Raw genomic sequence first — 23,932 nt, 5'->3', positions numbered from 1 at the left:
CCATCTGGATTCAAAATGATTACACAGGTTATATGCCGCTGTCCGTAAAATAATGATGATTCTAAAAAGTAATTTGAAATTTAAATAGAAAGAACAACTTTGAGAGGGTAAATTGTATAATTAAACAAAAGGATTGGAAATCGTCGGAGAGATTATCCATTGGCACCATACAAATCCTATCTAATCCAATGGGAAGAGGGGTTATAAAAATGAACGCTATGAATAATGAAGAAATTCCGACAAACTTAGTAGCTGATTTGGATGAGTTTGTTAGCTATATTAGCGGACATGTAGTTCAGCTGACAAAAACAAAAGAGTACATATCACGAAAGCATCTTCCAGCGATTAATGAACGTATGACTGTGATGGCGGAGGACTGGACGCCGTACACTGAACAGGACTATTATCCCTTCATCCATTTCATCTATCACTTAGCTTTAAGTGGACGATTGCTGGAGAAGGTGTCGGTTAAATCGGGGCCGCTCCAACTGAAGGAAACAGAAAGAATGAATTTGTATAGGGAATTAACAGATGTAGAAAAATACTTCTTTTTACTCGAAACGTTTTGGGCCGATGTGAATTGGGCGAAACTTCAGGATAAACAACATAATTGCATAGCTATAAGACTATCTGAAGTATTTTCTGCATTAGGTCGGGAAGAGCCCGGACGCAATTGGGTAATAAAGAACCCAAAAACCGATGTTGGGCAGATGCTCGCGAGCTGTACATATGATTGGTATTACTTCCATCTCTATTTTGAGTGGCTCGGTTTATGGATTTGTGAAGAGGACTTTGAACGTAAAGAAAAACGTGATAGCAAAAGTGTATATTACGCCAATAAGATTGAGGTTACGCAGTTCGGTGTTCATATGATGCCTATTTTACTTGTTTCGCGAAATGTAAGTGCATGGAATATCGCGTTCCGTAGGGAAAATGGAGAGTTCAATGCTATACCCGGTTCGGAATTAGAAGACATATTTGGCGGGGTTTTATCCGACGAAGACTTTGATCGATTAGTATTGAATGTAGAAGAGGATCAAAGCGCCCAGCCATTTTTCCAGCCGTTTACAGATTTATTTCCCCAAGATGAATTGATACGTACTTTGCCTAGAAACCGAAAGAATTTCATTGATGGTAGTTACACTTTTAAGGTTTCACTAACAAAGGGAATATGGAGAAAACTTACTTTATCAGCTAAGCATACAATGGATGATTTACATCAAATCATTATCAAAGCATTTGAATTTGACGATGACCATCTGTATTCTTTTTTCATGGATGGTGAAAAATGGTCACATGATTGTATCGCATCTCCTAATGATGACCTTGGTCACGCGGATGCTTCGAAAATACAAATTGGAGCTATTGGTCTTTCCACCAAGCAAAAGTTTCTGTATATTTACGATTATGGTGACGAATGGACATTTGCAATAGAAGTGGATGGCATAAACGAGAATGCTAAACAAATACTTAATCCTTATGTGCAAGAGGTAAAGGGAGAGGCGCCAGAGCAATACACTGACGATGATGATTGCTATTAAATAAAGAGACTAATGAGTTATCATTAATCTCAAGGGGAAAGGCGAGTGTTTCTAAATGACTGGAGCAATTAACCAAAGGAAATCAGAGCATATTCAAATCACTTTGAATGAGCACGTAACAGGTGATACGATTACAACCGGCTTCGAAAAGGTCAAATTCCTTCATAATGCATTGCCTGAAATTAATTTCAATGATCTATCAATTGATACTACATTTTTAGGGCATGATTGCAAAACACCCTTTTTAATCAGTTCCATGACAGGCGGGGCGGCTTTTGCAGAAACAATTAATCGGAATCTTGCCGAAGCTGCGGAGGAAAGAGGCTGGGGATTGGCTTTGGGCTCGACGCGCGCGCTGATTGAAAGTGCGGAACATAGATCCTCTTTTCAAGTAAGAAAATATGCTCCTAGCATCCCGATAATCGCTAATTTAGGTGCAGTTCAGCTTAACTACGGATTCGGTGTAGATGAATGTCTGCGAATTATTGATATAACTGAGGCAAATGCACTCGTTCTTCATTTGAACAGTATTCAGGAAGTGATTCAACCGGAAGGGAATACGAATTTCAAAGATTTATTGGAGAAAATAGAACGACTTTGCAGTGAGTTGGAAGTGCCAGTTGGTGTGAAGGAAGTCGGGTGGGGAATCGATGGGGCCACTGCTAAGCGATTATGCGATGTAGGCATATCCTTTATCGATGTAGCGGGGGCAGGCGGCACATCATGGAGTCAGGTCGAAAAGTTCCGTTCAACATCTGCAGTAAAGAGAAAAGCAGCTGAAGCGTTCAGTGATTGGGGTATCCCAACAGTCGAATGCATTACTTCAGTAAGGGGTAAAATTGATAAGCAACCGATAATCGCAAGTGGCGGAATGCATACTGGCCTAGATGGAGCAAAAGCGATTGCACTTGGGGCGGATATCGTTGGTTTCGGCAGGTCAATTCTGAAGGAAGCGACACTGTCTACAGAGGATGTCCTGGAAGTGATGGAAACAAGAGAATTGGAACTTCGGATGACGATGTTCGGCATTGGAGCGGCTTCATTGAAAGAGTTGAGAGAGACGGATCGGGTCAGTTACCAGACTCACGTACGTTAAAGCATTTAAATGCCCTTAACTCAATCTAATCAAATAATGAATTGGAGTCGTCTTTACATGATGTAAAGACGACTTTTTCATTGTTTGAAAATGAAACTTTATTCAAATACAAAACGTAAAGGAAGTTGTAATAGTGTTAGGGGGATGAATGATGTTACGTAAAATACAGGGATTTTTTAAACGAAAAAAATACAAAATACTAGAAAGCTATTTTGAAGCCGGACATGATATTAAAATTAAAGAGGATGAGGATGGAAAACAACTCATTAGTTTAAGGAATAGTTCGGAAAACCAATTAATTGAAATAACCATTGATAAATTTAGTGTAAAACATGTTATTTATGATGGTTTAAAAGGAGTAACGCAGGAAATTAAAGTGCCAATTAACATTTATGAAAAAGTAATTGATCTAAACTCACCGAGGAGCGAAACAAAGTGACTGACTTATTAAAAGTCGAAAGTATAGTCAAGTACCTTCAACATAATACGGATATTAATCTCAGCGAACTTGAAAGTAATAGAATGAAGAGTGGAACGACAGATGGGCTTGTCTAAACTTTTTCAGAAAACAGTTTACCCAAATTCAAGTATTCATTTTAGAGGAGGTTTTGAGATCCAGTGGAAATTAAACAAGTTATTTTATACACACAAAATGTACTACAAATGAAAAATTTCTATATCGACATTTTGGGATTCTCTTTACTAATTGAGGATAAGAGTAGGTTTCGAATTGCGACTGGTAATAGTGAGTTAGAGTTTATAGAAAGTGAAGCAGTAGATCATCCCTTTTATCACTTTGCCTTTAACATTCCAGCCAACAAATTTAAAGAAGCAAAATTATGGACAAAAGAAAGAGTAAAACTAGCTGTCGAAGATAATGAAGATGAAGTTTATTTTGAAAATCTAGATGCTCATGCTCTGTATTTCTATGACCCTGCAGGCAATATCGTAGAATTTATCGCCAGACATTCGGTATCAGAAGAAAGTTCAAAACCTTTTTCTATTAAAAGTATTTTTAACATCAGTGAAATGAGTTTAACCGTGAATGACTCGATACATGCAAGCAATCAGCTAAATGAAATTGATGTACACGAACGTGACAATGAAAAAGTAAACAGGGATGGGCTTAATTTTATGGGTGAAAAAGAGAACGGGATATTTTTATTATTAACTCAGCCTGGCAGGAAATGGCTGTTTTCGAATAAAAAATCTATGATCTTCCCACTTGAGATTACATTATCAAACGATCAAATTATTATCATTAATTCGGGTAATGAATTTGAGATTTATCCGAAAGGGAATTTAGATGTTAAGAGAATATAGGTGTAATCTGGAGCGGATAAATGTTATTTAATGAACGGTGATTGACAAAGGAGAGGTGCTATTTGTTGAAGAACAAATTTTTCATGATTCCATTGCTAATTGCCGTTACGTTCGGTGTAATCCTTAGTTTCAAAACTTTGCCGAAACAATATACGGTTAATTTAGAAGGGGTAAAGTATCAGCTAGGCACCGAAAATAATCATTTTACGAAGCCCATAACTATACGTATTGATGGGAAGCTGCAGCATAGTCTCACAGGTTCCAAAACCTTCAAAGGAACCATTGATATAGATGGCGAGAAGATACCAGTACCAGAAGTCCAAAGAGGGTTAGAAATTAAGTTTCTAGATAACGGTGGAGGCCCCATCGTATATGGTTATATCGAAAATGGACGTCCAGGCACATATGGTTATGGGGTACTTTATACGAACAGTAACTTTAGTGAAGTTACCATCGCCATATTTCAAAAGGATGAGACGGACCTATCTAATCGTGGTTGGACATCTGAAAATGGTCAAATGATAACAGCTCCTGCTGCTAATAGGACCGAAGCTTTGAAGATTTCGAACGAATTGATGCAAGATTATTCATAAGGTAATTCGTTAAAATGATACTGTATACGAAGAAGGTACAGGAATTAGATGGGGCATTACACTAAAGGATTCTGGAAAGGTTATAGGAAGTTGTGGCTTTCTTAATATGCTAACCAAACATCATCGAGCTGAAGTCGGATATGAATTAAGCAAAGATTACTGGGGTAAAGGGATTGCGAGTGAAGCATTGGAAGCCGTTGTTAAGCATGGCTATCAACATTTTCAGTTAGAAAGAATTGAGGCTTTGATTGAACCTGCTAATCTCCCGTCACAAAAGCTAGTAGAAAAGCAAGGCTTTAGAAGAGAGGGATTACTGAGACATTATGAATTTACTTGTGGTAAATTCGATGATTTATATATGTACTCAATCATAAAAGCAGATCTCAATATTGACTACATAGATACTAAGTAATAATGAGGAAATACAAATGGCGGCGGAAGAGAAGAAGCTTAATAAGGAATGTCGTACAATGCGGTAAGCGTTTGTTAAAGCAGCGAATTAAAAGAACGCAAATCAAAAACGCAAAGTGACCTAACGGCGGTAGAAAAAACAATTGCTTAATGAGATCGAAAGTTAGTTAATTGTTGAGGAAATGGAAGTTTTGAAGGTTTTAACTCACTAGGTGCTCAAATGACGTTAAATCTTCGTTACAGACCCACGTACAAGCTCATATAGGCAGGCAACCTCCAAAAAGGCTGTTGGGGCCTATTACGTGGAATTGGACGTTCTACAAGGCCTGCAGGTATACAAATTCATGATAAGGCGGCGGCGGAAGCGAAAGCTGTTGTTTCTTTGTGATTTATATAGAATAGGCAGACCTTTATTCAAATGGGAACTAAATTATTGTAGATTACAAGGCGGTATGTATATAACATGGCTTGGGCAAATACATCGGGTTAGAGGTGTGCCTGTATATTATGTGGTGATAAAACGGACGAAATGTTTCCTTATAGCATAGCGATCCTACTGCAGGCGAAAACATTGGTTTGTACGACTATTCATTGCGGAAAAATCAATAGCATACGTGATTTCAGTAATGGAATATATGGGGTTATATAAATTTAAGTGCCAAATTTACGATGGTTGAACATATGTTCTCGTATATAGATATAGAATCGAGTGGTGAGAAACCATGATTGAAATTAATTTCGGAAACAAAACGATATTTAAATCAAAATCACGCTACATTGTCCAAGTAAAAAAGTTATTTTAGATTCTTTTGTATAAAAACTCACAATTTGGGTATACATAGCCCAGACAGAACATTAGTTCTTAACCCTGTAAATGAGCATATTTTGTTACGGGTTTGGAATCAATAAATACATACAACTAATTTAATCAACGAAAAATCGTTCAATTATAAGAAGGGGCTCATCTATCAAGCCAATAGAAGGGAAGTGAAGGCTATGCCGAGAAATCCAGGTATGACGGACGAAATCATTATTAAATTGTACAAAAGTGGAATGTCTTTTAAAGAAATGGGGCCAATTGTCGGGCTATCTGATCGGGCAATTCGGGGTGTGATGTATAAGCATGGGGTTTTAATGAATCGAGAACAATACTCTGGTCAACCCCGAAAGCATAAAGTGAATGAAGACTACTTTAAGGTGTGGACACATGAAATGGCATGGGTGTTAGGTTTATTCGTGACAGATGGACATGTGAATAAACAAATCCCTAGCATCTATTTCTCCCAAAAAGATGAACGTATCCTTCGTTTGATTGCCAAGTACATGGAGGCAGACTACGTGTTTGCAACTACTGGTCCAACAAAAACCACACCGACTTTAATCATTAATTCTAAAGAGATTAAAAAGGAACTTGAAATTATGGGGGTAATTGCAAATAAATCATTAAGAGTTCCTTTTCCAAGTGTGCCTGAAAAATATTTAGCGTCATTTGTAAGAGGTGTTATTGATGGGGATGGCTGGGTGCAAAAAACAGGTTACGTTATGAATGTCACATCAGGCAGTCAGGATTTTGCAGCTGGGCTTTTTTCCGTATTTCAATCATGGCAATTACATTCAGATATCACAATAACAGTAAGTCCGGCTGGAAATCCTATTTATCGTATTTGGGTAAAAGGTAAACATGAACTTCCAAAACTCGCGGAAGTTATATATAATAATGCAGCAACTGATAATTTTATCTTTCACAAAAGACAACGAATGTCACAACGGATAGATTATCAGTAAAACTGGAAATTTAGATAGGAGTGCTTTAATTATGTGGAAGCTTGTAGATGGAAGTTTAATTCATACGACTGATGTTTCAAGAATTAAATTTAGAACAAATATTAGTGAATCAATTTTAGAGTCTTTAAAAATAATGGCTAATGAAAATAATACACATGTCAACTATCTAATTGAGAGTGGATTACAAACAGTTTTAATGCAAGGCATTATTTCATTTAATAAAGAGTCTAGACCTAAAGATCGGATTCAATATAAAACGACTTATGACAAGGAGTTATTAGAAAGTACGAAGGAATTTGCTAAAGAGCATAACTTATTTATCAATGATGTCATTGAATATAGTGTGGGGTTTATCGATATTGAAAACAGCAAAATTAGTAGTTATAAACACAGGATAGAGTAATAGGTCGTTCAAATACTCTATTCCACAGAACGCCCCGACCATAATATATATTATCGGAAGTTGCGTTTCATTCAATGAGTATACTTGAAACAGTGAGATAAAATCGAAATTTGTACTTTGCCAAGAAAATCTGAACTAATTAGACTTTCTTGGCGAATTTAACTGTACAAAATCCTATAGATCCATTTGTGGTCACTTATTTCATCCAACATCTAATAACATTAACTAATCCTTTTAACTTTCAATCGTTTTCATCTTCTTAAAAAAAGATTATGTTAAATAACGTTGATGATAAGTAACAAAAAAAAAGCACCTATTTCTAAAGCGCACCCTACCAAGTAAGCCACTTATATTCCCACTATAAAATAAACGAAGTGCCAACTTCTCTTTTAAAGAAATCGACACTTCGTTTATTCGTTATCGTGCCTCTTTTGGCGGTTGGCATACGTCACATTTACGTTGGTTATTCGTATTAAATTTCGTAAATGTTTTTTCAAAGTTGCTACCACATGCACATTTAAAAAGTAACTTTTGAGAAAAACCATGATATTCCGTTGTTAACAACTTACTTTCCGAATTTTTCTCAACAAATTCTTTAATTTTATCGATCGTCCATCGTTTACTCATTCTCTTACACCTCCATATTTTGGTGGCGGAGGCTTTTTAGCATCCGTTCAATTTGCAGGAAAAGTCTAAAATATCCTAAGTTCCTCATTATAACATAAGCTGGCACTCAATTAAACAGATGGAAGATATCAGGTGTGTTGATAAAGCAAAAATACATCCATACTCACAAACATTTAGGGTGATAGCAAACTTGTGTGACCTCCCTTCCGCAAACAAAAGGATACACGATACGCTCTGTACCTCTTAAACCTTGTTTAGAACGCCTTTATTCCATATAGGCATATCTTTTACAACAACGACTGCTAGAACGATAAATAACGCCATTCTCGCATCTTTTAAAGTAATATAAAAAGACAAGCTAATAAAACCGCCATCACTATTATTATCTCCCTAGATCTTCTAACACAGTCCAATGCTACATGTAATTAATGTTGGGTTTCATTATAAAAAAACGTCTTAAAAGACATTTCCAGTACTTTTAAGACGTTTTTTGAGCTCATTTCCCTTGTCTTACATTAGTTAATAATAACGACAACAAAAATCCGATGATCGCGATGATTAACCCGAATGTTATCGAATTTTGAACACCTTGAATCGAGCCTTCCAACTGTGCTGCTACTGTATTGCCATTTACATTCACATAATTCGCCGTACTAATCGACATAATTGTAATGGCTACTGCTGTACCAATCGCACCGGCCACCTGCTGCAATGTATTCATGATAGCTGTGCCATCCGGATACAACTGTCTAGGAAGCTGATTGAGCCCATTTGTTTGTGCAGGCATCATCGTCAATGTAATACCGATAAACATAATAATATGGAATGCAATGATAAAGTAGATAGATGTTGTACCGTCAATTGTACGTAGAGCAAACAGCGCAACAATGCTCATAAGTAGCCCTCCAGGTACCATCACACGTGGCCCGAAGCGGTCAAACATATTTCCTGCTAAAACGGACACAAAGGCATTAATAACGCCACCTGGCAATAATGCAACACCAGCAATGACAGGTGTTAATAATAAAATATTTTGTAAATAAATCGGTAGTAATACCATCGTCGATAAAATCATCATCATACAAATCATAATGATGGTGACGCCCATGCTGAACATGCGGAATGTAAATACGCGTAAATTCAGCATCGGTTGTTCCATCTTCGTTTGTCGGAATCCAAATAGTACTAAGGAAAGTAAACCGATACCAATCGATACGAGTACTTCTGTAGACATAAATGTGCCCAGTTTTCCTGAAATACTAAAGCCGTAAACGATACCACCAAAACCAATTGACGAAAGAATAATCGACAAGATATCGAATTTCACAATTTTTACTTCGCCCACGTTTTGGATAAACCGTAAACCAAACAACAGGGAAAATACTAAAAACGGTAGGCTTAACCAGAAAATAAAGTGCCATGATAACTGATCAATGACTAAACCAGCAATGGTTGGCCCAATTGCCGGTGCAAAAATGATAACAAGCCCAATCTTCCCCATCGCGGCTCCACGTTTGTTAATTGGATAAACGAGTAAAACGACCTGCATCATCACCGGTAAAATAATGGCCGTACCAGCTGCTTGAATAATTCGTCCCAGCAATAAAATGATAAACGTTGGTGAAATGGCTGCAATGATCGTTCCGACAATCGAGAATACTAACGATGCTACAAACAACTGTCTAGTCGTAAAACGTTGCATTAAAATGGCTGATATTGGCACTAACACACCAAGTGTCAGTAAATAGCCAGTTGTTAACCATTGAATGGTTGGTGCATCTGATTTGAAATCAGCAATTAATTGCACAAAAGCCATATTCAAAGCCGTTTCATTAAATAGCCCGATAAATGTTGCAATTAAAAAGGCACTGATTATTTTAATACGCTGTTCATATAGATCATTTTTCATTTTGTTCCTCCCTAAAAAAATCACTTCCTCACTTTACCACAAAATGCTAATGGGAAACAGATGAAAGCATGAATGAATCAACTATTTTCCCAGTTTTTCATATCCTAATTCAGAGATAAGAGAAGTTATAACAGCTAAACGGGTATGCAAGTAACGCTGGCTTTGATTAAGGAAGCTTTAGAAAATGGCGAAATACAATGACTTTGAAAATGACGATTATCTTTTAACTACAAATATGATATGTGCAGTAACAAGTGAAGATTTACTTGAAAAGTTATTGCTAGATACATTAAAATCCATTGATTAAATGCCGGCGAACTTCCAACTTGGAAAGTTCTTTTTTTTATATTATGTATAGAAAAAACCGCAAAAAGTTAAATACTTTTTGCGGCAGCTTGTTTGGGTTGTTCCAATATGATATTTCTTTTTTTCATCTGAACAAAGAAAACTGCTGTCATGCTTAAACTGATCAATCCGAAAATGATAACCATCGACTGCAATCCGATAATATCGAGAAATGCACCTGCTGTCAGTAAAACGACCTGGAACATGACCCGTTCTAACATATTGCGGAACGAGAAAAATCGGCCATGGTACTCTTTCGGCATCTGTTTCTGAAAAATGACCATTGCTGTTGGGAAAAAACAGCCTAGTGAAAAACCTAAAACTGCAAAAGCACTTAACGTAATAGCAGTACTTTCAGCAAAATAGAGCATGAATTCTGCTACTGCAACCATACTGGCGAAAGAAAATAAAATCGTCGTTGTTCGCCAATTCTTTGCAATATATTTCACGGCCACTGTTCCGACCATGAATGCTAGCCCTTCAAATGTATAAATAAGTCCTTTAATCGATGCGGAATCTTGGATTTCACTAATATTAATGACAATTAGGTTGAATGATCCGATGAAAAGCAATGGAATAAGCGTCATAATGAGTGTCATGCCGACAGCAGGATATGCTTTCAAGACAGGAAAAACTTCCATGAATCCACCCTTGTTACCCACAGATTTCACTTTGGCCTCTCTTGTCTCTCCCTCATCGATGCGCAACATCATTGTAAATAGTAATAGTGCACCGTAAGCTATCATTGATATCCAGTAGAGCGACATAAGCGACCAGTAGACGAGCATAATGCCCGCTAAAGCCGTACCAAGCACACGTGATATCGTTGCGACATTCATATGCCACCCATTCATCGCCAACAAATCATCATCCTTGACGACAAGCGGAATGGTAGCCTGCAGTGCGGGAAAGTAGAATGTTGCAGAGAGTTGAATGCTAACCATGAATGCAACCATCCACCAAATAGAACCTGTTGATATTGCAATTAGCATAAAGATAACACTGAGCATTCGCCCTGCCCCTGATATTAGTAGTACGGTTTTTTTCCTTGACTGATCAATGATTTTACCAGCTAGCGGTCCCGCAATGATTCCTGCAAGAAGCCCCGCTGACATTATTAATGCTTTAACGAAATCAGATGGGATCTTTTCTTGCATAAACTCAAGATTTCCGATTATTCCCGTCCATAATCCTAAGCCGGCAATCATTTCCCCAGTTAAAATGATCCAAATGTTCCTATTTTTCCACATACCCTATCCCCGTTCTATTAGTAATAATTACTCAAAAAGTCCATACTTTTATAGGATGTGCCGTATTCTATATAGGTTGAAGTATTGAATGTGATATATAAGCTAGCGCGGGCGCCTTACAGGGGGAGCCGAAGCGTTATTCAATGGAATCAATCATTCAACCTATCTAGTACTAGTTCTCTTTTTGAACATGCAAGTTACTTCGCTTATCGAACTATTATACGTTATAAGAAATTAAAAGTCATGGGAGGATACTCCCATGACTTTTAAAGTTATTTATTCAATTTCAGCTTTCGGATCCTTATAAATATGTGTTATGCTGCCATCTTTTTTCTCATCGGCCAAGCTACTGCCGTTTGAAGAACGGTCAACTGGTCGCAATGATCCTGCCAAGATAGGGATTTTACTTCCCTTTTCTGTGGCTAAAACAATAATTTCATCATTTTTTACCAGTAACGCCCCGATAACACGATATGGATTTGACTTAAGCTCCTTCAGTACCACGTTACCTCGTTGCGCCCTGGAAGCACTTTCGAGCTCTTTTAATCCCATTCTTTTCACGCTACCTCGCTGTGTCGCGATTAAGACGGAAGCACCGTCATCTGCATGAATCGCCATTGCAACGAGTTGGTCATCGTCCTTTAGGTTAATGCCCCGTACACCGGCAGTCCTTATGCCTGTTACTGACAACTCAGTAAGCGGGAAGCGAAGCGCATAGGCCATCTGCGTGAAGAGGATAACTTCTTCGTCCCCTTTGACAAGCCTTGCGTCAATCATTGTATCGTCCTTTTTTACACCCATCGCTTTAAACAATCTTGAATAGCGTTGGACTTTAAAATCGGCCAGTTTTGATTGTTTGATTAAGCCATTTTTCGATGCTGTGACGATTAACGCATCTTCATCGAAGTTCTCAAGACCGATCGCCGCCACAATCGTTTCATTCTGCCCAAGTGGAATAATGCTTGAGATATGTTGCCCAAGATCTTTCCACCTTATATCTGGCAGTTCATGGATAGGCTGATAGAGGTAGTTCCCCGCAGACGTGAACAGCAATAAGTGATGCTGTGTGTTCATTGGCGCTTCTAACAGCGTATAATCGGATTCTTTCATTTCTTGACCCATGCCATTTGATGCGCTGTGTGAGCGGATGCTTGTGCGTTTCACATAACCATCTTTTGTAACTGATACAATCACTTCTTCACTTGGTACAAGGATATCAAGATCGACTTTAATTTCTTCGATTTTTTCCTGGATAACAGAGCGTCTTGGTTCTGCAAATTGTTTCCGGATGTCAAGAAGCTCTTTTTTAATAACTGCAGAAAGCTTTTTATCGCTTTTCAAAATGGCATCAAGCTGTTCAATCAGTTTCCGAAGTTCAGCATCTTCTTGCTGAAGTTCAGTAATATCCGTATTCGTCAGTCTATAAAGCTGTAGAGAAACGATTGCTTCAGCTTGTATTTCGGAGAATTTGAATTTCGAGATGATGTTATTTTTAGCATCACGTTTGTCTTTTGATGCACGAATCGCTTTAATCACTTCATCCAAAATCGATAAAGCTTTCATAAGTCCTTCGACGATATGTAGCCGGTCTTGCGCTTTTTGGATATCATATTGGGATCTACGTGTGACGACTTCTTTCTGATGGCCAATATACGCATCAAGCAGCATTGGTAGCGACATTAAGGTCGGCCTGCGTCCGGAGATGGCAATCATGTTGAAGTTATATGTCACTTGCAAGTCTGTATTTTTAAGTAGGTATTGTAAAATAGCATTCCCGTCGACGTCTTTTTTTAGTTCGATAACAACACGAAGACCTGTACGATCCGATTCGTCTCTGACGTCTGCGATACCATCTAGTTTTCGGTCATGACGAAGCTCATCCATCTTCCTCACCATATTCGCTTTGTTAACGTCATAAGGAATTTCCGTCACAACGATTTGCGATTTACCACCCTTTAAGGGCTCGATGAACGACTTCGACCTGATGATGAAACGTCCTTTTCCGGTCTCGTAGGCTGTTTTAATACCGCTTGTACCTTGGATAGTACCGCCAGTTGGAAAATCAGGTCCTTTTATAACTGTCATCAATTCATCGACCGTGACGTCCGGTTTGTCCATCCGCATAAGGACCGCGTCAAGTACTTCATGAAGCGCATGTGGTGGGATATCGGTCGCATAGCCTGCAGAAATACCTGTCGATCCGTTGACGAGCAAGTTTGGATACCTTGCGGGTAAAACGGTTGGTTCAGGTTCAGTATCGTCGAAGTTTGGTATGAAATCGACTGTATTTTTACCCAGGTCGCGTAGCATTTGTCCTGCTATTGTGGAAAGACGTGCTTCTGTATACCGCATTGCAGCAGCCGAGTCTCCATCGACTGAACCGTTATTTCCTTGCATTTCAACTAGCATATGACGCAGTTTCCAATCTTGGCTCATCCGTACCATGGCTTCATAGACGGATGTGTCACCATGTGGATGATAATTCCCGATGACATTCCCTACTGTTTTTGCGGATTTACGGAATGCTTTCTCATGTGTATTACCTTCGTGGAACATCGCATACAAAATACGCCGCTGAACGGGTTTTAAGCCATCGCGTGCGTCAGGCAATGCCCGGTCCTGGATGATGTACTTACTATATCGTCCAAACCGGTCACCGATCACTTCTTCCAGGGGAAGGTCTTGGTAGCTTTCCGATTGTGTCATTTAAAATCCCCCTCAACGTGCAAAAATTCGTTGTCCAAAATATTATGCACTTCCTGCGTACCGAAATCGACGTTCTCTTCAATCCAACGTCGTCTTGGCTCTACCTTATCACCCATCAGTGTCGTAACTCGACGTTCAACTATAGCGCTGTCTTCAATCGTTACACGGATCAAAGTGCGCGTTTCAGGATCCATAGTCGTTTCCCATAACTGATCGGCATTCATTTCTCCAAGTCCTTTGTAGCGTTGAAGCATATACCCTTTGCCGACTTTCTCTATCGCTTTATTAAGTTCGGTGCCTTCAGTCCATGCATATGCAAATTTTTCGCTCTTCCCTGTCCCTTTAAACACTTTGTAAAGAGGTGGCAATGCGATATATACTTTTCCTGCTTCAATTAGCGGTTTCATGTAACGGTAGAAGAACGTCAACAACAGCACTTGAATATGTGCTCCGTCCGTATCCGCATCCGTCATGATGATTACTTTATCGTAAGCGATGTCTGCGACTTGGAAGTCAGAGCCTACGCCGCCCCCGATTGCATGAATAATCATATTGATTTCTTCATTCTTCATGATATCCTCGAGTTTTGCTTTTTCAGTATTGAGTACTTTCCCTCGTAGTGGAAGAATTGCCTGGAACACACGGTCTCGCCCTTGTTTTGCAGAGCCGCCGGCAGAGTCACCTTCGACAAGGTATAGTTCGTTTTTCGCAGCGTTTCTAGATTGTGCAGGCGTTAGTTTCCCAGACAGTAGTGTGTCGGATCTTTTTCTTTTTTTACCTGAACGTGCATCTTCACGTGCTTTTCGCGCCGCCTCACGTGCCTGATGTGCCCGAATTGCTTTTCTAACAAGAGAGGCACTTAAATCCGCATTCTCTTCTAGAAAATACAAAAGCTTTTGGGATACGATTGAATCGGTTACGCCCCTAGCTTCGCTTGTCCCAAGTTTGCCTTTGGTTTGTCCCTCAAATTGCAGAATCTCTTCAGGAATACGGACTGATACGATTGCCGAAATTCCTTCACGGATGTCCGCACCTTCAAGGTTTTTATCTTTTTCTTTCAATAAACCAGCTTTTCTTGCATATTCATTAAACACACGCGTCATACCGGTTTTTGCGCCGGTTTCATGTGTTCCGCCGTCTTTTGTTCTGACGTTATTCACGAATGATAAAATCGTTTCTGAATAACCGTCACTGAATTGAAAAGCAAACTCAACTTCTATGCCTTCTGATTCGCCTTCCAAGTAAGCTACTTCATGTAAGACGTCTTTCTCTTCATTCAGATAAGAGATAAAGGCTTCAATGCCCGTTTCGTATTGAAAGATTTCATGCTTGTCCGTTCCTTCTTCTTTAAGCTCGATTTTTAAGCCTTTTAACAGGAAAGCAGACTCCCTTAAACGTTCACTAATCGTTTCATAATGATATTTTAACGTCGAGAAGATTGTCGCATCCGGTTTAAAATGAATGAGCGTCCCTTTTTCACGTGTTGTTCCAATTTGTTCAAGTGTCGTAGCTGGCTTACCACCATTTTCGAATCGTTGGCAGAATTTTTTGCCGTCACGAAAAATCGTTACTTCCAGTTTTTCTGATAGTGCGTTTACAACAGATGCGCCAACTCCGTGAAGTCCGCCACTTGTTTTGTATCCGCCTTGTCCGAACTTGCCGCCCGCATGAAGAACAGTCAGGATAACTTCCGCTGTTGGTTTACCAGACTGGTGAATTCCTGTAGGCATACCCCGCCCGTAGTCCCGCACACTGACGCTACCGTCTGTATGAAGTGTAACGTCCACTTCATTACCAAAACCCGCTAGCGCCTCATCTACCGCATTATCAACAATCTCATAGACAAGGTGGTGAAGTCCACGGGAATCCGTTGACCCAATGTACATACCAGGTCTTTTTCGTACCGCATCGAGGCCTTCAAGTATTTGTATCGAATCATCATTATACGTATAATTATCTACGTTTTTCGTCAAAGTGCAACCTCCATCAAACAAATGTTCTCTATTATATGATCGTACCGCTTCCTTTAAAGCTTGTCAAATCAACGTTTTCGGAAGCTTGCTCAATTAATTGTATAGAAGATGGCCTTTTATTGCAACGAAGACAGGAAATTGTTGGTGTCGGAAATCAGCTGTTAGTGGTTCAAAAATTAGAAATCAGGTGCTAACTGTTTAACTAGATTCACCCATTCTCTACTTGAAGCCCATTGTCGCAACTTCGCGGTTCTGCTAAACTAGGTCTATACATAGACAAATTAAAAAAGGGGTACGTCAATGGAACTTATCATACTTTTACTGATTGCTTATTTAATTGGCTCAATCCCATCTGCACTCTGGGTTGGGAAACTTTTTTACAAGACGGACATCCGACAACATGGTAGTGGCAATCTAGGCGGCACGAATACCTTCCGTGTACTTGGAAAAACAGCGGGACTTACTGTCACCATTCTTGATATTTTAAAAGGAACGGCAGCTGCACTGTTACCACTCTTACCTATTTTCGACAGTGTTACTGTTCATCCGCTTATCCCTGGAATACTTGCCGTAGTCGGGCATATGTATCCCGTCTTCGCTCATTTTAAAGGCGGCAAAGCTGTTGCGACATCGGGCGGTGTGTTGCTTGCCTATGAATGGCCAGTTTTCATCATTGTTCTTCTTACATTTTTCATCGCTTTAAAAGTGACAAAAATGGTAAGCTTATCGTCAATGATTGTATCTGTAGTTGGATTTTTATATAGTATCTATTTTTACTTCCGAACAGGCGATATTTATCTAATGGTGATGATTGGTCTATTTGGTGCCTTTATCTTCTATCGTCACCGGGCAAATATAGGTCGTATCAAAGCAGGAACCGAGCCAAAAGTGAAGTGGTTATAATACAATGGAAGTAGCAACGGAAAGGCTGGTGTTTCCAATAGAGATTATTTTGTCGAAAGAAGCGCTTTTGTGGTTTAAAGAGGAGATGGAAGCTGTACCTGGTGACGCTATCCGCTTTTTTGCAAGATATGGCGGGTCTAGTTCGATACAGGCAGGCTTTTCACTTGGTGTAACGAAAGAGCAACCGGATGAAGTAGCCATTGAAACGGAGCATGACAGCGTTCGTTATTATGTTGAGAGCCGAGACAAATGGTATTTCCTTGATCATAATTTACATGTTAATGTAGATCCAAAACTAGCTGAACTTAGTTATTCATACGAAAAAGCGTGAAGGTGAATTTGCCTCACGCTTTTTTTTTTTTGAACATTCGCATCGTATCAGGATTTCCTTGTAATCAAATTGTAATGTTCCTTATGTAACCCATTGGTCGCAAGGGGTGGGGATATACAAGTGCACGCCGTGGAAATATTTCCCTAGAAGTACCGCTAATTTTATATGTTAGTATCAATTGCAAGCTCTAAAAATAAAAGATTTCAGGAGGTAACTTATGAAAAAACGTTTGGTTATAGCTACATTACTAGTCATTGTAAGTTTAAGTTTCTTTGGGGTACCTTCCCCAGATCAAGGTAGGGTCTTAGCAGCAACTACAACTACTCAGAATAATCAATTGGCCGTGGAAGCAAAGGCTGATCAATTAATTCAAACTGGTAGGAGTTTAATCGGGAAGGCTACTTACAGTAATTCAGAGTACAAACCTACTTCCCCTTACAAATTTTCATGTGCGACTTTCCTTATGTATATTTTCGGAGAGAACGGAGTAGATCTTGCTACGTATAATGAAGATTATATGATGCAACAAGGAACTTACGTAGCAAGGAATCAATTACAAAAAGGTGATCTACTCTTCTTTAATAGTAAAAATACAAGCAACGTCCCAGATCATGTCGCGATGTATATTGGCGACAATAAAGTGATTCATATGGCGGACCCAAAACAAAATATTGTGATTTCGGATTTAGACAGCAAGCCATATTATAAAGACAATTACGTAACAGCTAGACGGGTCCTACCAAGTTTACTCCCTTCAAATCCAGCAACAAAAGGGGATAGCATAGTTGAACTGTCTTACGATTTAATGAATAAAGTTACAATGGGCAATGTTAATGATGAAAAAGCGATGAAGTTTACAGGTGCCGGCTTTGTAAACTATGTTTATAAAAAAAATGGCGTTTCTATAGGTTCAACGACTATTAAAGAACAAATGAATCAAGGGGCAACAGTCTCACGGGCGAACTTAAAGAAAGGCGACTTGATTTTCTTTAGCAATGCAATTGGATCAAGTACACCGGGGTTTGTTGGGATATACGCAGGTGATCACAGAATTGTTATTCCTAATTCAAATGGAATTCTAACTAGGGTTCTCTTCGTTGACTATTACGATCAGCGCTTTTTAACAGCAAAACGTGTTTTCACAGAAAAGAGTGCACCGGTTGTCGTGCCTCCTACTGTAAGTGCTACTTCAGCTGATAAACTCGTAGTTTTTGCGACAAGTCTGACGAGTAAAGTCAAATTTGGATACGTTTATGATGAGAAGTCGTTAACATTTACAAGTGCTGGCTTTACGTATTATGTATATAAAAATCAAGGCATTGATTTGAAAAGTAAATTGGCAAGCCAACAGGCAAAAATCGGCATTGCCGTCCAGAAAGCCAACCTGCAAAAGGGTGATCTTATTCTCTTTTCAACGGATAATAAAGGAACCAACATTAAACAAACCGGTATTTACATTGGAGGAAGTCAATTTGTTTCTCTTTCTACTTCCGGTTCTGTTTTGAAAGAAAGTCTGAACTCCGATTGGGCTAAGAAAAACTATGTTTCAGCACGTCGTGGACTTTAATTATTTTATTAGATAACATTGAAGCACTCATCACAATTGTGGTCGAATGCTTCTTTTTATTTTTTCACTACTCCGCTTTTAAACTGTTCGCAAAGTCAATCATGGATCGACTTGACATCGGTCCTTTTATAAGAATAATCGCATCACTGTCAAGTACGGGGGCTAAAATATCTTTAAGTCCTTTGACCTCCTTGAATATATGGATATTTGCCTCACTTCCGTCTCGAAGAGCTTGTTTTGCTATTTCTTCTGCCTTGCTTCCAATCGTAATTAAGGTGTGAATGTTTCTTTTAGCCACCATACTGCCAATTTCACAATGATACTTTTTTTCAAAGTTTCCCAATCTATTTATATCACCCAAAACAAGAATGACATTTTTGCCCTTTCCAATTGAATCAAGGACCTTTAATGCAGCTTCTACAGAAGTCGGGTTATTTGTCCAAGTATCATCTATTATTGTACTCCCACCTACCCCGTTGGAAAACTCCAAATGTCTAGTCATATTTTCATAAGTTGCTAGACGAGAAATTGCTTCCTTTAAATCCATACCCATCTCGTTTACAGCCGCTAGTGCAGCGAGTGCGTTATATACTTGATGTTCACCGTATCCGGGTATAAAAGCTTCATACATTGTTTTTTTATAGTGGAGCATAAAATCCATTCCAAGATTAGCAAATTTGATATCGGATGCTCTAAAGTCTGACCGCATATCAACTCCAAAATAGATGATCTTTCCTTTGAATAAAAGTAAAGGAACCTTTTTTGTGTTTTCGTCATCTGCATTTAAGATTAACGTGCCATCTTTCTTTATTCCATCCACTATTTCCGCTTTAGCACTAATATATCCTTGAAGGTTTTTACATCCATCTAAATGATGAACACCGATATTTGTAATGATACCGATCGTAGGCTGATAAATCATGCACTGATGTTTAATATTACCCGTATTCCCCAGTCCATGTTCAAAAATCGCTGCATCTGTCTTTTCATCAATTCCCACCAAATAAGGTAATGACCTTCTCGGTTCATTTTTACTGCTAATGGAGGCTTGTACATTACGATCCTTACTTAAAATATGTTTGATCATATCTTTCGTTGTTGTTTTACCGCATGTTCCCGTTATCGTAACGACAGGGATTGTAAAAAGACCGCGATAATACTTGATAAATTTCCAGTATGATTGGACAAGACTAGCCACTTTTATAACAGTCGTATTTGGCAGAGCCATTTTCAGTTCTGATGTTGGCTTATCTGAAATCACTAGAGAAGGGCCTTTATGATTAATTTCATTCCAGTTAACAGAATCGCTTCTGCTAACAAACATAAGAGTATGCTTCTTAATAAGATCGTGACGTTTATAATAAATGGCATCACTTACCTTCCAATCTTCCGAACCACTAATTAATTGACCCTGAAGTAATTTTCGAATGTCTTCTACTAGTAAAGATTTCAATATTATTCCTCCTTTCTCCAAACTAAAGTATGAAATGCTAATTTCTAATGTACGGGTATTAAATCGTAATTAGTAATTAGCAATTCTCCAATCTTAATGGCCGCTTACATCGTGTTTGGGATAAAATAAACAGCCATTGATTGTAGTTACGCTTTATTATGACCTATGAATCGGGCGTCATATTTCTTTTGCTTTTCAATATATTCATGTAAATACTTTTGTCTTCCAGCATATAGAACATTGAGAGGTCGGGGGTGTGATTTCCTTCAATAATCCATATATCGCCCAGGTCAGTAATGCCAATGTCAAAGCCGATTATCTTTATCCCAGATTTGTTTTCTTCCAGCTGTTTGGCAGCAGAGTTGCAAATCTCATCAATTTCATCTTCAAGTAAATTGATATTAATATGTGACATGTTTGAGTTTTGAATAGCGGTCTCTAATGGTAATAGATCCTGTGCTGCATTTGTAATGAAGAAACCCTCACCCGCAACCTTAACGATCTTTCCAGTAGATCTCCAAGTCGAATCAATCTTTTGCACAATGACCCTACAATCGATTGGACAGTCATTTATCGTTGCTAACGGTAATCTTTCTTGAATAACATAATCTTTTTTATAAAGATAATTTTCTTCGATAAAATGATAGGTTTCTTCAAGGGTCGCTAACCTAAACTTCTTTATTCCTGAGTGAATTTCATATGAATGATCATAATTAGAGGTAATTTGTACAATTCCTATACCTTCTTGTCCGTAACATGGTTTAATGATTACTTCATTATATCTACTAAGAAAACTTTTAAAAGAAACTTTAGTGCATAAATCAGTATGTGGAACATAGGACTCAAGTGGACGATTTGTGATAAATACAAGGTGTTGGCTCCATTTACTGCTGGATAAATGCAACATTGTATCGTGGATCCAGATCCCCTCTTTCATGTCATATACGATTTCAATCACAATCGTATTACATGTTGGAAAAGATTCCCCAAGCTTTTTCGCGACTAACAAAGATAAGTTCACTATCTTTTGTCGGAAATACCTATATATACCTCTTCCCCTTATTGAATTATTTTTTTCTGTAGTAACTATCAAATGCCAATCAAGTAAAGTTGACTTTCGGTGAACAGTAACAAAAAAATGACAATTGTTCTGAGAATACCTTCGATTCATTTTTATCGGCTTAATTACATAATATTTCTGATTTATTTCTTTATGCACTAAATGCTGATATACCGCTTCTTTATCAGGACATGTAATTGAATCCATCATTGAAACGATCCTAAACATGTTATTTTCAGTGTAAATATAAGTCTCACCAGGACCAAAAACTGGCTTAATGACAATCGTCTTGTATTTTTTTAGACAATCATATAATGATGCCTCCGAAAATAGTTCTGTTTCTACTAGATAATTAGATAGGTTTTCCTCAGAATTTAGAAGTAAATACTGACTTAATCGACCGCTACTGGCCTTCACAGTTCGCACCCCCCTTACCTATTTAACCCCCTTATTCCATTACAATTCTTGACAGCCTAATGCAATGATAGAACCTTGTGGTACACATACAGCACCATTTTGGTCAAAGAAACCTTTTATTACAAAACTCTGTACAATATCATTCGCTGCTGGAGCAATTTGATCTCTAAACACAGCTTTAAATGAATACTGTCTTCCGTTCACTAGACCAGTACCTTCAACAGTAACAACACAGTTTTGCCCATCTTTCTTACAGACAATAGAAGTAATTGCATTTGCAGTAAATAAGAAGTTGTTTGAACATGGCCTTTTCGTGTCTACGAACTCCAAGGAAAGAGTCGATTTGTTGAGAGTTGTGACACAAACATTAGCCAAATAAGTAATGTTACCTCTTCTCATTTTACATTTGCTAATAAATTCAACATTATTGTTTTTCGAACATGCATTAACAGAGACGCCACAAGGACAAAGGATACCCATTCATTTTCCCCCTTTCTATTAGAATACTATATTATATTAATGAAAATTGGGAAATGGCTCGGTGTTTGTCCATGTATAATCCATTTATGTGAAATAATTATTAACTTATACTTTAATTCGGTGAATTAGATCCATTTTCGAATTAAAAATTTTGTAGATTTCAGTAGATACAAAAAGCTCCCTTTAAAACATTCTTGTTTTAACGGGAGGCTACTTCTTCTTCCGTAATTTAACTGCCAATTCGATAATTGGTCGGCTGTACATATCTCCTTTAATAAGGATAATTGTATTTTCGTCGACGATCTTTTTTAAAAGATCATAAACGAGGATACTATTATTAAAGGTATGTACCTGTGCATTATGGCCACTTCTAACTACGTGGTCAGCCATTATGCGTGCATGCTCACCAATAGTAATGAGAACATCCACTCCTATCTGACTTATGAGTTCACCTGCCTGTTCGTGAATAATGAAACCCCAAGATCCCAAATCAGTTATGGTACCTAAAATAGCCACTCTTTTTTTACCTTGTCCAATCTCATTTAATACTTTTAGGGCTGCTTCCAATGAAGTTGTTGTCATACTCCATGTGTCATCGAGAACGGTAGAACCATTCATTCCTTCATACATCTGAAGATGTTTATCTAAATTTCTGAATGTTTTTAATCGATTGGCGACTTCTGAAATATTAATTCCCAATTCATAAACAGCTGCAACAGCGGCAAGCGCATTATAAACTTGATGCTCACCAACTCCCTGTACAGTCATTGGGTAACTTTTCTGCATATGTTGTACATTAAATTGCATTCCGTCTTTACAGAACTTAATATCGGTGGCTTTAAAGTCGCTCGAAGAATTGATTCCAACTTTTATGATCCGGCCATTATAACTTTCTAATTCGAGTTTTCTACTATTATGATCATCTGCATTAATAATCAACACACCTTTCTGTCCCAGTGCTGCACACATTTCACCTTTCGCATGAATGTACCCTTCCAACGTTCTACAATAATTTAAATGATGTGCTCCTATGTTCGTAATAATCCCAATTGTAGGTTTGAAATATTTCCCTGCATTTAGTACATCCCCAGGTGCACCAACGGCTGACTCAAAAACTGCCGCTTCAGTGTCTTCATCAATGTTAAGAAGGTAATGCAAATGAGCGGTTCGTGAATTATTACTACTGTTTGTAAATGCAATTCTTTTATCTGCCGAAAGAATGTGCCTGATCATGTCTTTTGTAGTTGTTTTTCCGGAAGTCCCTGTGATGGCTACAACGGGAATTTGAAACAGGCCACGGTAGTAAGTAACAAACTTCCAATATGCTTCTTCCGTATCAGTTACTTTTATTACAGTTAAATTTTCTAATTGTTCATTTTGGCTATAATTTTGATGTGTTACCAGTACCAATGGGAAAAACTTTTTTAGACCTCCCCAATCAACAATTTTCTGCTTTGAAAAAAGAATTGTATTTTTCTGCTTCACTTGTTTTAGTCTATAAGCACCATAATGAACAATCAGATCGTCAGATCCTTGAATCAATTCGCCGACAAGTGTTGTTCTTATCTGCCTAACTGAGAGTGGTTTCATTGTGTTATTTCACTCCTTTCCCTTTTGACATCATATGTGACTATACTAATTTTGCTTGTACATTTAACCTTCCTATATCCATTTACATTCTTCCATGATACATAACCATACAGAAGGCGGATTATTTCATATACATATAGGAGTTGTCATAAATGAAGTTTATTTTAGG

Annotated in this window: 20 protein-coding genes and 1 pseudogene; 12 read left to right on the top strand and 9 right to left on the bottom strand. The window is 38.2% G+C overall.

Annotated elements, in window-relative coordinates:
• The first annotated feature begins 209 nt into the window (after nt 1-209).
• The 8 genes and pseudogenes from H2672_RS06230 to H2672_RS06195 all read left to right on the top strand — a co-directional run bounded on the left by H2672_RS06230 (nt 210) and on the right by H2672_RS06195 (nt 7,152).
• The gene (locus tag H2672_RS06230) at nt 210-1,541 is read left to right on the top strand and encodes a plasmid pRiA4b ORF-3 family protein (protein WP_255485507.1); all 1,332 of its coding nucleotides are present in this window, start codon (nt 210-212) and stop codon (nt 1,539-1,541) included.
• A gap of 55 nt (nt 1,542-1,596) precedes the next feature.
• Nucleotides 1,597-2,637 (top strand): type 2 isopentenyl-diphosphate Delta-isomerase, encoded by a 1,041-nt coding sequence (gene fni, locus H2672_RS06225; RefSeq protein ID WP_186670376.1) that lies wholly within the window; start codon nt 1,597-1,599, stop codon nt 2,635-2,637.
• A 151-nt stretch (nt 2,638-2,788) separates the two neighbouring features.
• Nucleotides 2,789-3,076 carry a hypothetical protein gene (locus tag H2672_RS06220; RefSeq protein WP_186670366.1) on the top strand — a complete coding sequence of 96 codons (288 nt, stop codon included), beginning with the start codon at nt 2,789-2,791 and terminating at the stop codon, nt 3,074-3,076.
• A gap of 179 nt (nt 3,077-3,255) precedes the next feature.
• Nucleotides 3,256-3,960 carry a hypothetical protein gene (locus tag H2672_RS06215; protein WP_186670364.1) on the top strand — a complete coding sequence of 235 codons (705 nt, stop codon included), beginning with the start codon at nt 3,256-3,258 and terminating at the stop codon, nt 3,958-3,960.
• A 62-nt stretch (nt 3,961-4,022) separates the two neighbouring features.
• A complete protein-coding gene (locus H2672_RS06210) occupies nt 4,023-4,553 on the top strand; it encodes a hypothetical protein (protein WP_186670362.1) in 531 nt (176 codons plus the stop codon).
• A 19-nt stretch (nt 4,554-4,572) separates the two neighbouring features.
• Nucleotides 4,573-4,965 (top strand): annotated as a pseudogene (locus H2672_RS06205) (GNAT family N-acetyltransferase); the annotation flags it as partial.
• A gap of 995 nt (nt 4,966-5,960) precedes the next feature.
• Entirely contained in the window at nt 5,961-6,749 is a 789-nt protein-coding gene (locus tag H2672_RS06200; protein WP_186670360.1) for an LAGLIDADG family homing endonuclease, read from the top strand.
• Nucleotides 6,750-6,780: 31 nt separating this feature from the next.
• Nucleotides 6,781-7,152 (top strand): rRNA methyltransferase, encoded by a 372-nt coding sequence (locus H2672_RS06195; RefSeq protein ID WP_186670358.1) that lies wholly within the window; start codon nt 6,781-6,783, stop codon nt 7,150-7,152.
• A 417-nt stretch (nt 7,153-7,569) separates the two neighbouring features.
• Here H2672_RS06195 and H2672_RS06190 read toward each other — a convergent pair whose 3' ends face one another.
• Together H2672_RS06190 and H2672_RS06185 are read right to left on the bottom strand one after the other, a co-directional pair.
• The gene (locus H2672_RS06190) at nt 7,570-7,779 is read right to left on the bottom strand and encodes a hypothetical protein (protein ID WP_186670356.1); all 210 of its coding nucleotides are present in this window, start codon (nt 7,777-7,779) and stop codon (nt 7,570-7,572) included.
• A gap of 496 nt (nt 7,780-8,275) precedes the next feature.
• Nucleotides 8,276-9,688 carry an MDR family MFS transporter gene (locus H2672_RS06185; RefSeq protein ID WP_186670354.1) on the bottom strand — a complete coding sequence of 471 codons (1,413 nt, stop codon included), beginning with the start codon at nt 9,686-9,688 and terminating at the stop codon, nt 8,276-8,278.
• Between the two features lie 184 nt (nt 9,689-9,872).
• Between H2672_RS06185 and H2672_RS19575 the strand changes: the two genes are divergently transcribed.
• On the top strand, nt 9,873-9,995 hold the full coding sequence (locus H2672_RS19575) for a hypothetical protein (protein WP_255485503.1): 123 nt from the start codon (nt 9,873-9,875) through the stop codon (nt 9,993-9,995).
• A gap of 67 nt (nt 9,996-10,062) precedes the next feature.
• Here H2672_RS19575 and H2672_RS06180 read toward each other — a convergent pair whose 3' ends face one another.
• The 3 genes from H2672_RS06180 to parE all read right to left on the bottom strand — a co-directional run bounded on the left by H2672_RS06180 (nt 10,063) and on the right by parE (nt 15,962).
• The gene (locus H2672_RS06180; RefSeq protein WP_186670352.1) at nt 10,063-11,283 is read right to left on the bottom strand and encodes an MFS transporter; all 1,221 of its coding nucleotides are present in this window, start codon (nt 11,281-11,283) and stop codon (nt 10,063-10,065) included.
• Nucleotides 11,284-11,559: 276 nt separating this feature from the next.
• Nucleotides 11,560-13,989: a DNA topoisomerase IV subunit A gene (gene parC, locus H2672_RS06175; protein WP_186670350.1), complete on the bottom strand. Its 2,430-nt coding sequence runs from the start codon at nt 13,987-13,989 to the stop codon at nt 11,560-11,562.
• Complete coding sequence (parE, locus tag H2672_RS06170; RefSeq protein ID WP_186670348.1) at nt 13,986-15,962, bottom strand: DNA topoisomerase IV subunit B; 1,977 nt, start codon at nt 15,960-15,962, stop codon at nt 13,986-13,988. Before parE ends, parC begins: the two co-directional genes overlap by 4 nt.
• 300 nt (nt 15,963-16,262) lie before the next feature.
• Between parE and plsY the strand changes: the two genes are divergently transcribed.
• From plsY to H2672_RS06155, 3 genes are all read left to right on the top strand, one after another.
• Entirely contained in the window at nt 16,263-16,865 is a 603-nt protein-coding gene (gene plsY, locus H2672_RS06165) for a glycerol-3-phosphate 1-O-acyltransferase PlsY (RefSeq protein WP_186670346.1), read from the top strand.
• Nucleotides 16,866-16,902: 37 nt separating this feature from the next.
• Nucleotides 16,903-17,196, top strand: coding sequence for a HesB/YadR/YfhF family protein (locus H2672_RS06160; protein WP_186670638.1), 294 nt, complete (start codon nt 16,903-16,905; stop codon nt 17,194-17,196).
• A gap of 217 nt (nt 17,197-17,413) precedes the next feature.
• The gene (locus tag H2672_RS06155) at nt 17,414-18,763 is read left to right on the top strand and encodes a C40 family peptidase (RefSeq protein WP_186670344.1); all 1,350 of its coding nucleotides are present in this window, start codon (nt 17,414-17,416) and stop codon (nt 18,761-18,763) included.
• 67 nt (nt 18,764-18,830) lie between these two features.
• On the opposite strand, the gene H2672_RS06150 is transcribed toward H2672_RS06155, so the two are convergent.
• The 4 genes from H2672_RS06150 to H2672_RS06135 form a co-directional block, all read right to left on the bottom strand.
• Nucleotides 18,831-20,216 carry a Mur ligase family protein gene (locus H2672_RS06150; protein WP_186670342.1) on the bottom strand — a complete coding sequence of 462 codons (1,386 nt, stop codon included), beginning with the start codon at nt 20,214-20,216 and terminating at the stop codon, nt 18,831-18,833.
• 163 nt (nt 20,217-20,379) lie between these two features.
• The gene (locus H2672_RS19905) at nt 20,380-21,693 is read right to left on the bottom strand and encodes a YheC/YheD family protein (protein WP_186670339.1); all 1,314 of its coding nucleotides are present in this window, start codon (nt 21,691-21,693) and stop codon (nt 20,380-20,382) included.
• Between the two features lie 39 nt (nt 21,694-21,732).
• Nucleotides 21,733-22,173: a hypothetical protein gene (locus tag H2672_RS06140; RefSeq protein ID WP_186670337.1), complete on the bottom strand. Its 441-nt coding sequence runs from the start codon at nt 22,171-22,173 to the stop codon at nt 21,733-21,735.
• A 210-nt stretch (nt 22,174-22,383) separates the two neighbouring features.
• Entirely contained in the window at nt 22,384-23,763 is a 1,380-nt protein-coding gene (locus H2672_RS06135; RefSeq protein ID WP_186670335.1) for a Mur ligase family protein, read from the bottom strand.
• Between the last annotated feature and the right edge of the window lie 169 nt (nt 23,764-23,932).

Origin of the sequence: Sporosarcina sp. BP05 (assembly GCF_014282005.1) — a bacterium.
In the GTDB taxonomy this organism is placed as follows: Bacteria; Bacillota; Bacilli; order Bacillales_A; family Planococcaceae; genus Sporosarcina.
Note: the sequence above shows the minus strand (reverse complement) of the source record. Positions and strands in the feature narration are given on the sequence as shown.

Bases quoted from the DNA above. Each gene is read 5' to 3' on its own strand.
- fni (WP_186670376.1), top strand. From the start codon at position 1,597: ATGACTGGAGCAATTAACCAAAGGAAATCAGAGCATATTCAAATCACT.
- H2672_RS06155 (WP_186670344.1), top strand. From the start codon at position 17,414: ATGAAAAAACGTTTGGTTATAGCTACATTACTAGTCATTGTAAGTTTA.
- H2672_RS06135 (WP_186670335.1), bottom strand. From the start codon at position 23,763: ATGAAACCACTCTCAGTTAGGCAGATAAGAACAACACTTGTCGGCGAA.
- H2672_RS06185 (WP_186670354.1), bottom strand. From the start codon at position 9,688: ATGAAAAATGATCTATATGAACAGCGTATTAAAATAATCAGTGCCTTT.
- H2672_RS06200 (WP_186670360.1), top strand. From the start codon at position 5,961: ATGCCGAGAAATCCAGGTATGACGGACGAAATCATTATTAAATTGTAC.
- plsY (WP_186670346.1), top strand. From the start codon at position 16,263: ATGGAACTTATCATACTTTTACTGATTGCTTATTTAATTGGCTCAATC.
- H2672_RS06230 (WP_255485507.1), top strand. From the start codon at position 210: ATGAACGCTATGAATAATGAAGAAATTCCGACAAACTTAGTAGCTGAT.
- H2672_RS06180 (WP_186670352.1), bottom strand. From the start codon at position 11,283: ATGTGGAAAAATAGGAACATTTGGATCATTTTAACTGGGGAAATGATT.
- parC (WP_186670350.1), bottom strand. From the start codon at position 13,989: ATGACACAATCGGAAAGCTACCAAGACCTTCCCCTGGAAGAAGTGATC.
- H2672_RS19575 (WP_255485503.1), top strand. From the start codon at position 9,873: ATGGCGAAATACAATGACTTTGAAAATGACGATTATCTTTTAACTACA.
- H2672_RS06190 (WP_186670356.1), bottom strand. From the start codon at position 7,779: ATGAGTAAACGATGGACGATCGATAAAATTAAAGAATTTGTTGAGAAA.
- H2672_RS06140 (WP_186670337.1), bottom strand. From the start codon at position 22,173: ATGGGTATCCTTTGTCCTTGTGGCGTCTCTGTTAATGCATGTTCGAAA.
- H2672_RS06220 (WP_186670366.1), top strand. From the start codon at position 2,789: ATGTTACGTAAAATACAGGGATTTTTTAAACGAAAAAAATACAAAATA.
- H2672_RS06195 (WP_186670358.1), top strand. From the start codon at position 6,781: ATGTGGAAGCTTGTAGATGGAAGTTTAATTCATACGACTGATGTTTCA.